Genomic DNA, 14,228 nt, shown 5'->3' with positions numbered 1-14,228 from the left:
CGAAAAGTTGACAGTAGTTTCTACTATGCCCGCGTTAGCGTCAAGATGCGCCCGCTGAAACTCTATGGTTTTAGCGTGATAGAAGCGACTTTCGACACAATTTCTTTGCGAATTGCTGATAACTTAACCTGTGTTTCGGTTTGCCAAGGGATCGGCCTTAGCAATGCCATCGCTTTCAAACCCAGTCTCGCAGTCAAAATCCCCACACCAACGCCTTGCCCTGCTCTGGCAGACAGCTTGCCAGCGAGATCCATCGACATCAAATCCATACCCGCATCAATCACCAACTCACTGGCGCCCGCCACCGCCATGTTTGCCAACACCAAACGCAGCAAACGAATGCGCGATGCGTAGCCAAGCTCAATACCATAGATGGTTGAGAGCGTATCAATCATCTTGAAGTTACGCCAAGCCACCAGCAGCATGTCTGCGATGGCGAGTGGGCTAATGGCGACCAAAGCCGCAGACTCTGTCGCAAAGCGCGAGATCACTTGGGTTGCTTGTTTGTCTTGCTGAGTCACGACCATCGCATCGTACATCTGCAGGATTTCTGCGTCACTGTGTGCCGTATTAACGCTGTTTTTCCAGCGGTCATAAGCCGGATTCTCTTCTGCAACACCACTTTGTTTCGCCACTTTCTGGCAAAAGTCTTTACCTTGCCCAACACTGTCACTTTGCAACAATTTTTCCCCTTGCTCCTGCACGGAAAATAGGTGTCTCAATTGACGCAGCTTCCACAGTTCTTTTCCAATAGCCCCAAGCCCCAAGCCGGCAAGCACGGAAATCAAACCAGACCAACCGAGCGTCAGCCAATCGCCATTTTGCAATGCACTCAGCACGCTATCGACGGCTTGCCAGCCAACCAATCCGGCAAAAGCGGTAAACAGCCCTCCCGCTAACCACTTGCGACGGCCTGATGGGCGTATCACCTGCTCCAAAGCATCTTCAAGTACAGGTTCACTCTCTTCAATCGTGGTTGGAATGAACGTCTGCTGCTGATCAAATTGCTGCTGCGCAGTGAGCTCTGGTTTGTCTTGCTGAGAGAAAATCGTCTCTTCAAACACTTGTTTTGGTTTTAGATCGCTCATAGCAACTTATCTCCCAATAAAAACTCTAGGGCTTTATCAACTCGAATGTGTGGTAAAGGCTCTTCACGTTTGCCTTGCACTGGCCTAAAAGAGGTAAATTCAAACCCTCGCGCTTGCCAATAGTGCTCATCGGGTACTTTGCGTGGCACTTCGCCAGGAAAGAGGGTTAACGCTTGCCCTTCTAACGTCATCCCCTGAATGGCCGGTGTGCTCTTATCACCATTGGCAATAAAACCGGCCTGAGTCGCTTGTACCGACGCCATCGATAAACAACCCATTTCGATATTTTCGTATGCGGCGGTTTGCCATGCGGGGTGGATCATCTGTTGCAGCAAGGCAACCAAATTAGGATGCTGCTCAGGCGTCACGTGATCCGCTTTGGTAGCGGCAAACAGTACTTTGTCTATTTTGGGTGCAAACAGACGCTTAAGCAGTCCTGAGCGGCCATAACGAAAGCTGTGCATGATTTGCTCTAAGGCATCACGCATATCATAAAATGACTCACGGCCAGCATTGAGCGGCTGCAAACAATCGACCAACACAATTTGGCGATCGAAGGTTGAAAAGTGATGCTTGTAAAACGCTTTCACCACTTTTTGTTGATATTCCTGATAGCGCTTTTTCAACATCGCCAAATTGCTGTATTTGGCGGTTTTGTCCGCATCATCAAAGCGGCAAGGGAAAAATTGCAGCACTGGCGCACCAGCAAGCTCACCCGGTAGAACAAATCGTCCCGGCTGCACCCAATGTAAACCATGTTCTTTACAACGGTGCAAATAGTCAGTGTACGCCTGAGAGATGCTTTGCAGCTGTTTTTCATTCAGTTCCGCATTGAGATCTAAACTGTCGAGTTGACTGAGCCATTCACTCGCCAAATTCAAACGTTCGCCTTTCAGTGCATCAAACTGCGTCTGGCTCCAAGTGGCAAAATCGAGCTCCAACAATGGTAAGTCCAGCAGCCACTCCCCTGGATAGTCGATGATATCCAGATGCAAAATCGCGGTTTGACCCAGTAATTTCTTGGTTCTTTTCTTCGGTCGATACTTAATGGCAAGGCGGATTTCACTGACATCTCGCGTCGGTTCAGGCCACATTGGCGGCACACTGCAAAGCTGCTCCATCGCTTCATCGTAAGCGAATCTAGGCACCATCATGTTACTTTGTGGCTCTCGCTTGGCTCCAACGAGACGTTTATCTCGCGCGCTGCTCAGCAAGGGCATATTGTCGTGCGTTGAGGTATGGAGGAGTTGATTGACAAGTGAAGTGATGAACGCGGTCTTCCCGGCTCGGGAGAGCCCCGTTACCGCCACACGAACGTGGGAATCCATACTGCGGTGGATAAAATCATTCACTTCTCGGGTAATCTTCTTCATAGCCCTTCTCTTACTATCAAACAACACCATTCACTGTGCGCCAAAGTGTACCAACAATCAAAGGGATTTATTGGCGTATCTCATTTTCTTCTCTAGCGTGGGGCGAACCATAACTCGACTAATATTAATCGCAGATGAACAAAAAGCCCCTGATATAAATCAGAGGCTTAGTATAAGAACGCGAGGAATGCCGAGATTAATCGTCCTCAATCAGTTTGTAGATAACAAACAGAGCGATTTCCAGAATGAGCCACAATACGCAAGTGATGGTGACGTATTTCTCATCAAAAATGCTGATGCCGTGCAGAATCAAGTCATAACCGACAAAACTACCGACAACCACAGCGAGAATAATTTGTAATATTTGAATAAAGCGAGGCATTGAGCACTCCTTTTTGCTTTAAGTAGTGAGTGTTGAGCAAACGACCAGATGATATGGAACTGGTTGGTATTATACAAAAACAAAGTGCAGCTTTCGCTGCACTTATGTCAAATGTTTGCTAACTAAATCAGCACTTTGTCACATTCTTATTTTTGTGATTCCATTTCTTGGATTTTAACTTTCCAAGTATCAGGACCAATTTGGTGCGCGTTGGCACCAGTCGAATCCACCGCGACCGTCACTGGCATATCTTCGACTTCAAATTCGTAAATCGCTTCCATACCGAGATCTTCAAAAGCAACAACACGTGCTTTCTTGATGGCTTTCGCAACCAGGTACGCCGCACCACCGACCGCCATCAGATACACCGCTTTATGATTCTTGATTGACTCAACGGTGGCTGGGCCACGCTCCGCTTTGCCGATCATGCCCATAATGCCCGTTTCATCCAGCATCATATCAGTGAACTTATCCATACGTGTTGAGGTGGTTGGGCCTGCTGGGCCAACCACTTCGTCACCCACTGCATCAACAGGGCCAACGTAGTAGATAAACTTCCCTTTAAGGTCAACACCTTCAGGTAGACCTTCGCCATTTTGCAACATGGTTTGAATGCGTTTATGCGCTGCATCGCGACCGGTCAAAATCTTACCTGAGAGCAAGAGTGTCTCACCGGTTTTCCATTGCTGAACGTCTTCTTTGGTGACGGTATCGAGGTTAACACGGCGCGCGCTCGCACCAGCATCCCAAGTGATGTTTGGCCAATCTTCTAGTTTCGGTGGCGTCAGCTCCGCTGGGCCAGTACCATCGAGAGTAAAGTGAACGTGACGAGTCGCCGCACAGTTCGGGATCATACACACTGGCTTGGACGCTGCGTGCGTAGGGGCAGTTTTGATTTTCACATCCACCACCGTTGTCACCCCACCGAGCCCTTGAGCACCAATACCTAAGCGGTTGACACGATTGAAGATGTCCAAACGCAACTCTTCTTCTGCATTTTGCGGGCCACGCTCAATCAGTTCATGAATGTCGATGTGCTCCATCAACGACTCTTTCGCCAACACCGCCGCTTTTTCTGCTGTACCGCCAATGCCAATACCAAGCATGCCCGGTGGGCACCAGCCCGCCCCCATCAAAGGCAACGTTTTTTCTACCCACTCAGCAATATCGTCTGAAGGGTTAAGCATCACCATCTTGGTTTTGTTTTCAGAGCCGCCGCCTTTTGCCGCGATCTGAATTTCGACGCTATTGCCCGGCACCATATTGATGTGAACAACCGCAGGTGTATTGTCTTTGGTGTTAATACGTTTACCTGCAGGGTCCATCAGTACCGATGCACGCAATGGGTTATCAGGATTGGTGTAAGCCTGACGCACGCCTTCGTCAATCATCTGTTGTACGGTCAGATCCGTTGAGTCCCACTGAACGCCCATACCAATATTGACAAAACACGTCACGATACCGGTATCTTGGCAAATTGGGCGATGCCCTTCTGCCGACATACGCGAGTTAATCAAAATCTGCGCAATGGCATCTTTGGCCGCTTGGCTCTGCTCACGATGGTAGGCTTTCTCTAGGGCTTGAACAAAATCGAGTGGGTGGTAGTAAGAGATGTACTGAAGTGCATCAGCTACGCTGCTGATGACATCTTGCGTGCGAATTACAGTCATTGCATGCCTCGTTATAGTTATGCTTCCATAAACTTACTTAGTTGTATCGATTGTTGAGCTAGTGATCGAAAGAATCCATCCGATTTTTTATGAGTTCCCGACTGAACTAAGTAAGCGAAATTGTTTCGTTTTATGATACTCTTGCTTTCCATCACGCGCTATGCAGCAATCGAACTCTTTGTCACAAATTAAACAAATGAATAACAGCACAAATACAGCCATTTCTTCAAAAACACTGCCTTATCAAACGGACCTTGCCCAACAGTGGTTTGACGCCATCCAACATCAACCTTGGGCAATGCTGTTGCGTTCGGCATCACCAACACATGTTGACAGCCGTTTTGACATTCTCGTCGCAAAGCCCGTTGCGACGTTAGAAACACGTGGTGCGGTGACTGAGATCAAAACTAATGACGAAGTTATTGAAAGTAAAGATGATCCTTTCACGCTTCTTGCGCATTATCAACAGCGTTTTACCCCTGCTCTATCCAGTGATGAAGAGATTCCTTTTATTGGTGGTGCTCTGGGCTACTTTAGCTACGATTTAGGTCGTCGCGTTGAAAAACTGCCAGAGATCGCAACGCAAGATATTGCTGCGCCCGATATGGCGGTGGGCATCTACACATGGGCGTTGATTGTCGATCACCAGACGCAGAAAGCGCAACTGGTTGGCCAAGACGTAGAACAAGCTTATCAATGGCTGAGCATGCAAACACAAGCAACTGAAGCAACGTTTACCCTTACCAGCGATTGGCAATCCAACATGAGCCGTCACGATTACCAAAGTAAGTTTGATCGCGTACAGGAGTACTTGCTCAGTGGTGACTGCTACCAAATTAACTTAGCGCAGCGCTTTCATGCCACCTACCAAGGCTGCGAATGGCAAGCTTACCAACGGCTAGAGCAGAGCAACCAAGCGCCATTTTCTGCCTTTATTCGTTTGGAGGATGCGGCGATTTTGAGTGTGTCGCCCGAGCGTTTCCTCGAGCTCAAAAAACGCGTCATTGAAACCAAGCCGATCAAAGGAACTCGCCCTCGTCATAATGATGAACAACAGGACAAACAGGCGGCACTGGAACTTGCCAATGCCGACAAAGATCAAGCGGAAAATCTGATGATCGTCGATCTACTGCGCAACGATATTGGCCGTGTCGCCAAACCGGGCAGTGTGCATGTTCCTAAACTGTTTGACATCGAAAGCTTTCCCGCCGTGCATCATTTAGTCAGCACGATTCGCGCTGAGTTGGCAGCGCAGTATACTGCCGCTGACTTACTGCGAGCGTGTTTCCCGGGAGGCTCGATTACCGGTGCGCCGAAAGTGCGCGCAATGGAAATCATTGAAGAGCTTGAGCCTCATCGACGTTCCGCCTATTGCGGCAGTATCGGTTACATCAGTCGCCATGGTCGCATGGATACCAGCATTACAATTCGTACCTTAGTAGCGGAACAAGGTAAGTTGTTCGCTTGGGCTGGGGGCGGCGTGGTAGCAGACAGTCAATGCGATGCGGAGTATCAAGAGACGTTAGATAAACTGTCTAAGATTCTGCCAATCCTGCAGTAAGTCAAATGAAAGATAAAAGAGAGGAGATCAATGATCTCCTCTCTTTTTGAATAAGCTATTGTTAGTGCGCAGTGAACACGCACTTTGGGCCCCCTTTGACGCCGACTTCACGCATTGCTCTTTTCTTGTTACCGGTTAGGTTTTCACTGTCAGCCACTTTAACATCATTCGTTCAACATCATCAGCGGTGTAAGGCTTGGTGAGAATATCATTCATCCCACTCACTAAGCACTTCTCTCGCTCTTCCAATGTCGTACCGGCAGTAAGCGCCACAATGGGCGTCGCCAGCCCTTGCTCTCGTAAATAGTGAGTCGCCTCATAGCCATCCATTTCTGGCATGCGACAATCCATGAATATCAGATCATAGTCTTGCTGGCTAACCGCCTGAAGCGCCTCCACACCATTGTTTCTCACCTCCGGTGTGACTTGTAGCTTTTTCAACATTTGATTGATGATGACCTGATTCATGCGTATGTCATCGACCACCAGCACTTTTAGTGCTGCCCAATCCAGTTGATGACGCTCAACCTGTTCAGAGTGTGGCTCGAGTAACGGTTCATCACTCGCTGGCAGTGGGATGGCAAAATGGAAGCAAGACCCTTTACCTAACTCACTGCGAAAGCCGATCTCTCCTCCCATAAGGCGACAAAGGTTTCGACAAATGGCCAACCCCAACCCCGATCCTTCATAGTTGCGCTTGCTACTGCGGTCTGCCTGGACAAACGGGTCAAATAAGGTGCTTTTGGCCTGCTCGGCGATGCCAATACCGGTATCTTCTATTTCCACTGACAGCACATCGTCTTGCCAATGAGTGCGAAACGTAACGGCTCCATGTTGGGTAAACTTGATCGCGTTGCCAATCAAGTTCACCAAAATTTGTTTGATTCGCTCAACATCTCCGCATACACAGCGAGGCATGCCAAACTGTTTCTCAATGTGAAAGCCAATCTGTTTTTCGCTCGCTTTGGCGGCAAATATCCCGACGATGGACTCTTCCACCTCTGGCCAACGAAACACTTTCGGCACAATTTCCATCATGCCGGCATTCATTTTGCTGAAATCGAGCAGATCATTGATGATGACTCGCAGCAGCTCTCCCCCCTGACGTAGGTTTCTTAGATAGAGTTGCTGCTCATCATTGAGGTAGGTGTTACCCAGCAGTTCAGCGCTGCCTAATACCCCATTTAACGGGGTACGTAGCTCATGATTGATCATCGCGACAAACTCTTTGGTCGCTTTCTCTGACTCTTCTGCTCGCTTACGTAGCTCCGTTTCTCGCTCCATCCAAAGTTGACGATTGAGAGCATTGCTGACCAAATCAGCGATCAGGCAGAGCTGGTTGGAAATAAAATCGAGATCGATATCGAAGTGATCAATGGTGAAGACCATGCTGCCAACAGATTCACTTTCTAAAATGATGGGAATGCAAAGCGCGTCGCCAAACCACTCAGCACGCGTTCGGCTATAGTCAGCTCGATAGAGAAACCCCGTCGGCTTCAGCCCATATTCAAGACTTTTGAGCGTCGTTAGGATGGGCTTATCCAGCTTCAACCACGCTTGACGAATCACCGACGCACGAGAAAGACGCTCCAATAGATTGGCCAATAATAAATCATCGATACCATCGACAATGAAGACTCGACCAAACGTGATTAAGGTGTCATCAATTTGCTGCTCAAACTCAAACTTGAAAAGCTGTTGTTCCGATTTTAACTCCAACTGCTTCAACGCCAGTTTGAGTTGTTGATTGGATTGGTAAAGCTCCAAGCTTTTTTCTTCCAACAGCCTTTCCGCTTCTTTTCTTGAGGCGATGGCGCGTTGGAGTTTGCGATTGAGATGCAAAGAATCATCCATCTTGTTTACCCTTCACCAAAGCAACATTGAAACGAACGTGACTGCCTGTCGGGTTGAGTGTCTCCATCTGTATCGCTAGCTCTTCGCCAAAATGCTTGGCACACCCTCTCATCAATCCAAGGCAAACATGCCCCATACAACGCGCGCTTTTGTAGTCAAACACCATCTTCATTCGATCTTGTTCTATGAAAATAAATTCCGGCGGCTTGGCATCGGGGTAAAGTTTCTTCACCTCAACATGGATATACTCTTCCACATGGCGAATAAACTGAAAGGTTGAGTGACATTGATGCAGGCTTGAACGATTAGAAATGGACGCCAATAAGTTATCGAACACCGCCTCACCGAAGACCTCTTGCAGCTGCTCAACGGGAAGCCCCGTCACCTGGCTAAGATGCACAATCAAACTGACCAGTTTTCGGTGGTCGTAGCTCCCTACTGCGGTGTAGATGCCTTGGTCATTGGCTCTATCCAAAATGTCATCCAAAACCGCCAAGCCAAACTTTTCTTCGACCAATTCCAAAAATTCAGTGAAAATGATTCCCTTCATTTTTTGCGCTACCCTGTAATTAGACGCTATGCCAAATAAGCATGGTGTATAAAGTAGGTTTGATCAAATGACGGGCAGAGGTAATACCTTGTTTGAGCTTAATAAAAATCAACTATTACAATCTTTTCAGTTCAATCTGCCTCGCGGTTATCACGCAGAGTCCACCGCACGTGTTGCGCACTTGAAAGGCAGTAAACTTCGCGATGCCGCCGTGTTAATTGGCTTTGTTGAACGAGAGCAAGGCTTGAATGTAATTTTGACTAAACGCGCCTCTCATCTGAAACATCATCCGGGACAAATTAGCTTTCCGGGTGGCAAGTACGAAGAAAGTGATAGTTCTTTACAAGCAACGGCGTTGCGCGAGACGCGTGAAGAGATAGGAATTGCACCAAATGCGATCTCCATTTTTGGCCAAATGCCGGAATTGGTTACCGTCAGCCGATTCAAAGTCACACCCATATTGGCGTTTGTCGAACCAAATTATCAAATCGTCATTGATAAAAATGAGGTCGATGAGGTGTTCGAAGTACCCGCCAATCACCTACTTGATACGCAGAAACTGAAAAGTGCCCAGTTTCGCGTGAATCAATCTCATCATCGAGTCTTTGCCATTCCCTATCAGCATCATTTTATCTGGGGGATGACTGCCCAGATAATCCAAGCCATGCAGCAACAAATTATGAAGCGAGGTTAAGAGTTGTTAACGGCCTCATTACCAAACATCAGGTTAGTTATTTTAATCTCCGCCAAAGCAAACGTTTGGCATGAAAATATTTTGTACAAACACCCCTTCAAATTAGTTTTTATAATGCCACGCATTAGCAATCATCACGTGTAGCACATCATTTTCGTGATGATAAACAGGTTTTTGACATATCATTCAATAAGCACGAGCAATACATGATTTAGATCTAATTTTCTTGCCACAAAAAAGTGCAGAATTGCGGCCGACTTATTTCCTGTTCCCAAAATGAGTAATCAAAAATGAAAACAACTTCAACTGCGGCTCCTGCCGTACAATCTTCTAGTAAGTTTACTTACAAAGATTTCACTTGGTGTCTGTCCCTTTTCGGTACAGCGGTAGGTGCTGGTGTACTTTTCCTTCCAATTAAAGCGGGTGCTGGCGGCTTCTGGCCATTAGTAATGTTAGCGCTACTTGCAGCACCAATGACTTGGTTCGCTCACAAATCTCTCGCTCGTTTCGTTCTTTCTGCTAAAAACCCAGAAGCGGACATCACTGACACTGTAGAAGAGCACTTTGGTAAGACTGGCGCAAACCTTATTACTTTTGCCTATTTCTTCGCTATCTACCCAATCGTTCTGATTTACGGTGTTGGTATCACAAACACAGTGGACTCTTTCCTTGTTAACCAAATGGGTATGGAATCCATTCCACGTCCACTGCTATCTGGCGCATTGATCCTTGCAATGACCGCTGGTGTGGTATTTGGTAAAGAACTGATGCTAAAAGCAACATCTGCAATGGTTTACCCACTAGTATTCGTTCTTCTTGCACTTTCTGTCTACTTGATCCCAGATTGGAACACGTCGATGATGCAAGTAGCACCGGATTGGTCTTCTATGCCTGTTGTCGTATGGCTAGCAATTCCTATCATCGTGTTCTCATTCAACCACAGCCCAATCATCTCTCAGTTTTCTAAAGAACAGCGCCTACAGTATGGTGACAAAGCGGTTCAGAAAACCGATGCGATCACTGGCGGTGCAGCGATGATGCTAATGGGCTTTGTTATGTTCTTCGTATTCTCTGTTGTACTGTCTATGTCTCCAGAGCAACTGGCTTCTGCGAAAGAGCAAAACATCTCTGTACTTTCTTACCTAGCGAACGTACATGAGTCTCCACTGATCTCTTACCTTGGTCCACTGGTTGCATTTGCAGCGATCACCTCTAGCTACTTCGGTCACTTCCTTGGTGCACATGAAGGTTTAGTTGGTCTGATCAAATCTCGTTCAAACAGCCCTATCAGCAAGATCGAGAAAGCGTCGCTACTGTTCATCGTTATCACCACTTGGATCGTGGCTATCGTTAACCCAAGTATCCTAGGCATGATTGAAACAATGGGCGCACCAATGATTGCGGCAATCCTGTTCCTAATGCCTGTATTTGCAATGCAAAAAGTGCCAGCGATGGCGAAGTACAAAACTTCAGCAGCTGTGCAGATTTTCACAGTTATCTGTGGTCTTGCTTCTATTACTTCTGTAATCTACGGCGCTCTTTAATCTCACTCCCCCTGTAAGATGAGAATAAAGACAAAAGCATAACGATAAGATAAAGCCTCCCTCCTCCTTGGGAGGCTTACTTTTGAGGTAATCAAAATGATTAGTGTATTTGATATCTATAAGATCGGCGTTGGTCCTTCAAGCTCACACACTGTAGGTCCAATGAAAGCGGGTAAAGAGTTTATTGATGATCTTCGCGCAATGGGAAAATTACGTGACATCACTAAAATCACCGTTGATGTTTATGGTTCATTATCACTGACAGGGAAAGGTCACCATACGGATATCGCCATCATCATGGGTCTTGCTGGTAACACACCAGAGAAGGTGGATATCGATTCCATTCCGGGCTTTATTGCTCGTGTAGAAGAAACTGAACGCCTGCCAGTTGGCATGCATTGTCATACCGTTTCATTCCCTCGTGAAGGCGGAATGAACTTCCACAAGACCAACCTTGAGCTACACGAAAACGGCATGCAAATCCACGCTTGGATTGATGACGAAAAAGTATACTCAAAAACCTACTACTCAATCGGTGGTGGTTTCATCGTGGATGAAGAGAACTTTGGTAAAGACAACAACAGCTCTATCAAAGTCCCTTATGAGTACATCTCAGCGGAAGAGTTAGTCAACCAGTGTAAAGAGCACGGTTTGTCTATCAGCGCACTTGTGATGAAAAACGAGCACGCTCTGCACTCAGATGAAGAGACTCGTACTTACTTCGCAAACATTTGGCGCACCATGCGCGAGTGTATGGAGCGTGGTATGAACGAAGAAGGCATTCTACCTGGTCCACTGCGTGTTCCTCGTCGTGCTGCTTCACTTCGCCAGTTGCTGCTAACCTCAGAAAAAACCTCGAACGATCCTATGGCCGTGGTTGACTGGGTAAACATGTTCGCTTTCGCGGTAAACGAAGAGAACGCAGCGGGCGGTCGAGTCGTAACAGCACCCACTAACGGTGCATGTGGCATCATCCCAGCCGTTCTTGCGTACTACGACAAGTTCATCCAAACAGTAACAGAGAAAGATTACATCCGTTACTTTGCTGCTTCGGGTGCGATTGGCGGTCTGTACAAACGTAACGCTTCTATCTCTGGCGCTGAAGTCGGCTGTCAAGGCGAAGTAGGCGTAGCGTGTTCTATGGCAGCAGCTGGCCTTGCAGAGCTTATGGGCGGTAGCCCAGAGCAAGTGTGTATGGCAGCAGAAATCGCTATGGAGCACAACCTTGGCCTAACGTGTGACCCTGTTGCAGGTCAGGTACAGGTTCCATGTATCGAGCGTAATGGTATTGCGGCGGTGAAAGCGATTAACTCAACGCGTATGGCACTTCGTCGCTCTTCTGCACCTCGTGTCTCTTTGGATAAAGTGATTGAGACGATGCTGGAAACGGGCAAAGACATGAACGCGAAATACCGTGAAACATCACAAGGTGGCCTGGCCATTAAAGTGATTTGCTAATATCCACAGCGTAATAAGATTTGAGCCCAGGAAATGACCTGGGCTTTTTTGTTCTGTTCTCTGTTCATCATTCCAAGCATTTTTTCGCCTTTAGATCGCTCATTTTCCCTGATTACTACGCTCTGAATCGTTTCATTTATAAAACTATAAAAAATTCTAAAACCATCACTATATCCAATTGTTTAGGATATCCCCGTAAAAAATCACATCCCAAGCCACAATTTATTGATAACGTAGCCAAAAATTTAATTTGGAGCCCCACAACACATGATTAGGTTTGAACTAGGAAACCAAATCTGCGTTTGCTTGTCCGAAAACGAAATTTCACTAGAGCTCAATAACACACTCCACGACGCCATTCCCGTTACACCAAATGAGTATGCCATTCTGTCGATTATCGCCGCACACGGTAGCCTAAATGCCCCCGTCAGTCAGCGCTCTGTCGAGAGAAAAATCACTCAGCAGTACAAGGTGGCACTGCCCGAAAATGGGTTTAAAAATGCGGTGGCCGCTTTGAGAAAGAAGTTTCGCAAGCTCACGGAAGATCATTTCATCACCCATAAAAACATCATCGAAAACATTCATCGGACAGGATATTTCATCCCATTTCTTATGCAGCATCACTACGACAACGGCCTTTATCAGCAAGAGCGCATTAATCGACACACCAAAAACAGTGTCTGGAAAGCGCTGGCCATTGGGCTAAAGAACCACAAGATCTACTCTGACATCACGCTAGTCATGTTGGTAACGGCATTGATTTTTTTCGCCGTATGCTATTACGCCATTAACAGTATTGTGCGGCATAACTACCTAGACAGCTCACTCGACATTGCGCAAAACCTGTCTGAAATGAGCTGTTTTGCCAACGAAGCGGCGCTAAGAGAGCAATTTGACAATGTTAAGTTAGTGGAGTCGAGCATGATGCTCGATAGATTCAACATACGATGCTTGATCACGCCAGAGACGGTTTCTCCAGTCAGTGAAAAAGCCTTCAACGAATGGAGCAAAAATGAAAACTACACCACCCAAGCCTATGAACTCAATGACGCTGTGGTGCTGGTGCGAGTCAAAAACATCAATCTTTCAAACAGTGTCGAAAATCATATCTCACGCTTTTTCCTCGCGGGAATGAAACTCTCCACCAACACGGGTACGTCCCTTGAGATTGGCAATACCAAGGAGCGCTTTTTTCATTTTAAAACTGACAACAACGGCTACAAGGAAGTATTTTATGTCTCTGGCCCTTTTCAGAGCATCTTAGCTTTAAGTACGTTCTTTTTGTGTGTGCTTCGATACAAGTCGATCCAAGCTTTTCTGTATTATCTTCTCGCTATTCGACATTTTAGTATCCGCCTAGAACCGATTTATAACACTTCGACACAGAAAACCATCCATTTTGAAGCCTTATCCCGATTCACGGTCAAAAACACGCAAAAGTTCATTGAAACCCTGATTGGTAATGGCCTGTTGCTGACTCATACTATTCTGGTTCTTCGGGCCATTTATGCTAACCAACCATCACTTAAAGTGCCGATTAGCATCAATGTCTGCCCCTCTTTACTGCAAGGACACAATTTCTCCGCCCTTTATCGTGAGCTCTCCAGTCTCGATTGCCGTTTGCTGACGATTGAAATAACCGAGAATGCCTCTATGTATTACACTGCCGAAATTTACCAAAATGTGGCCAAGCTAAAGCAGCTCGATTGCAAAATCAGCATTGATGACTTTGGGACAGGCAATAATAACGTCGCCTTGATCAGTAAGATTAATCCTGACTATCTCAAAATCGACCGCGAGTTTGTAATTGGGGTAAAAAGTGATGACAAGAAAATTGAAACACTAAGACAACTAATTGCCATGGGCAAAACCTACCACTGCACTGTGATTGTTGAAGGCGTTGAAACGGCCGACAGCGCCCATTTGCTCACCACCCTTGGGGCTTACGTGCATCAGGGTTATTACTACCCACTTCACTATTAATACTTTGCTTGTCACGGTGAGTGTCATTTCATCAACGGCACAATCACCGTGAACAAACTTTGCACGAAATG

11 protein-coding genes are annotated in these 14,228 nt (G+C 46.8%); 5 read left to right on the top strand and 6 right to left on the bottom strand.

Annotation, left to right across the window (positions count from 1 at the left end):
• Positions 1-62: 62 nt before the first annotated feature.
• The 4 genes from CIK04_RS08895 to CIK04_RS08880 all read right to left on the bottom strand — a co-directional run bounded on the left by CIK04_RS08895 (position 63) and on the right by CIK04_RS08880 (position 4,513).
• Positions 63-1,088, bottom strand: a complete 1,026-nt coding sequence (locus tag CIK04_RS08895; protein ID WP_038964184.1) for a YcjF family protein — start codon at positions 1,086-1,088, stop codon at positions 63-65.
• Positions 1,085-2,461: a YcjX family protein gene (locus tag CIK04_RS08890; RefSeq protein WP_039468384.1), complete on the bottom strand. Its 1,377-nt coding sequence runs from the start codon at positions 2,459-2,461 to the stop codon at positions 1,085-1,087. Before CIK04_RS08890 ends, CIK04_RS08895 begins: the two co-directional genes overlap by 4 nt.
• A 196-nt stretch (positions 2,462-2,657) precedes the next feature.
• On the bottom strand, positions 2,658-2,843 hold the full coding sequence (locus CIK04_RS08885; RefSeq protein ID WP_011080137.1) for a hypothetical protein: 186 nt from the start codon (positions 2,841-2,843) through the stop codon (positions 2,658-2,660).
• A 146-nt stretch (positions 2,844-2,989) separates the two neighbouring features.
• A complete protein-coding gene (locus tag CIK04_RS08880; RefSeq protein WP_095429955.1) occupies positions 2,990-4,513 on the bottom strand; it encodes a fumarate hydratase in 1,524 nt (507 codons plus the stop codon).
• A gap of 160 nt (positions 4,514-4,673) precedes the next feature.
• On the opposite strand from CIK04_RS08880, the gene pabB reads away from it, so the two are divergent.
• Complete coding sequence (gene pabB / locus CIK04_RS08875; protein WP_097352772.1) at positions 4,674-6,074, top strand: aminodeoxychorismate synthase component 1; 1,401 nt, start codon at positions 4,674-4,676, stop codon at positions 6,072-6,074.
• Between the two features lie 135 nt (positions 6,075-6,209).
• Here the strand turns inward: pabB and CIK04_RS08870 are convergent, their stop codons facing one another.
• Together CIK04_RS08870 and CIK04_RS08865 are read right to left on the bottom strand one after the other, a co-directional pair.
• Positions 6,210-7,928, bottom strand: coding sequence for an ATP-binding protein (locus CIK04_RS08870; RefSeq protein ID WP_097352773.1), 1,719 nt, complete (start codon positions 7,926-7,928; stop codon positions 6,210-6,212).
• On the bottom strand, positions 7,921-8,478 hold the full coding sequence (locus tag CIK04_RS08865; RefSeq protein ID WP_017421171.1) for a heme NO-binding domain-containing protein: 558 nt from the start codon (positions 8,476-8,478) through the stop codon (positions 7,921-7,923). The genes CIK04_RS08870 and CIK04_RS08865 overlap by 8 nt, the downstream gene beginning before the upstream one ends.
• Positions 8,479-8,545: 67 nt before the next feature.
• Here CIK04_RS08865 and CIK04_RS08860 point away from each other — a divergent pair, with 67 nt between their 5' ends.
• The 4 genes from CIK04_RS08860 to CIK04_RS08845 all read left to right on the top strand — a co-directional run bounded on the left by CIK04_RS08860 (position 8,546) and on the right by CIK04_RS08845 (position 14,157).
• The gene (locus CIK04_RS08860) at positions 8,546-9,172 is read left to right on the top strand and encodes a CoA pyrophosphatase (RefSeq protein ID WP_017790269.1); all 627 of its coding nucleotides are present in this window, start codon (positions 8,546-8,548) and stop codon (positions 9,170-9,172) included.
• Between the two features lie 290 nt (positions 9,173-9,462).
• On the top strand, positions 9,463-10,716 hold the full coding sequence (locus CIK04_RS08855) for an aromatic amino acid transport family protein (protein ID WP_045628834.1): 1,254 nt from the start codon (positions 9,463-9,465) through the stop codon (positions 10,714-10,716).
• A 96-nt stretch (positions 10,717-10,812) separates the two neighbouring features.
• Positions 10,813-12,174, top strand: a complete 1,362-nt coding sequence (locus CIK04_RS08850) for an L-serine ammonia-lyase (RefSeq protein ID WP_017421173.1) — start codon at positions 10,813-10,815, stop codon at positions 12,172-12,174.
• A gap of 267 nt (positions 12,175-12,441) precedes the next feature.
• Entirely contained in the window at positions 12,442-14,157 is a 1,716-nt protein-coding gene (locus tag CIK04_RS08845) for an EAL domain-containing protein (protein ID WP_097352774.1), read from the top strand.
• Positions 14,158-14,228 lie beyond the last annotated feature (71 nt).

This window comes from Vibrio sp. 03_296, assembly GCF_002265885.1.
This window is presented reverse-complemented; position numbering and strand designations above follow the sequence as displayed.

What these genes read in the sequence shown, in the direction of transcription:
- CIK04_RS08895 (WP_038964184.1), bottom strand. Translation starts at nt 1,088, where the DNA reads ATGAGCGATCTAAAACCAAAACAAGTGTTTGAAGAGACGATTTTCTCT.
- CIK04_RS08890 (WP_039468384.1), bottom strand. Translation starts at nt 2,461, where the DNA reads ATGAAGAAGATTACCCGAGAAGTGAATGATTTTATCCACCGCAGTATG.
- CIK04_RS08885 (WP_011080137.1), bottom strand. Translation starts at nt 2,843, where the DNA reads ATGCCTCGCTTTATTCAAATATTACAAATTATTCTCGCTGTGGTTGTC.
- CIK04_RS08880 (WP_095429955.1), bottom strand. Translation starts at nt 4,513, where the DNA reads ATGACTGTAATTCGCACGCAAGATGTCATCAGCAGCGTAGCTGATGCA.
- pabB (WP_097352772.1), top strand. Translation starts at nt 4,674, where the DNA reads ATGCAGCAATCGAACTCTTTGTCACAAATTAAACAAATGAATAACAGC.
- CIK04_RS08870 (WP_097352773.1), bottom strand. Translation starts at nt 7,928, where the DNA reads ATGGATGATTCTTTGCATCTCAATCGCAAACTCCAACGCGCCATCGCC.
- CIK04_RS08865 (WP_017421171.1), bottom strand. Translation starts at nt 8,478, where the DNA reads ATGAAGGGAATCATTTTCACTGAATTTTTGGAATTGGTCGAAGAAAAG.
- CIK04_RS08860 (WP_017790269.1), top strand. Translation starts at nt 8,546, where the DNA reads ATGACGGGCAGAGGTAATACCTTGTTTGAGCTTAATAAAAATCAACTA.
- CIK04_RS08855 (WP_045628834.1), top strand. Translation starts at nt 9,463, where the DNA reads ATGAAAACAACTTCAACTGCGGCTCCTGCCGTACAATCTTCTAGTAAG.
- CIK04_RS08850 (WP_017421173.1), top strand. Translation starts at nt 10,813, where the DNA reads ATGATTAGTGTATTTGATATCTATAAGATCGGCGTTGGTCCTTCAAGC.
- CIK04_RS08845 (WP_097352774.1), top strand. Translation starts at nt 12,442, where the DNA reads ATGATTAGGTTTGAACTAGGAAACCAAATCTGCGTTTGCTTGTCCGAA.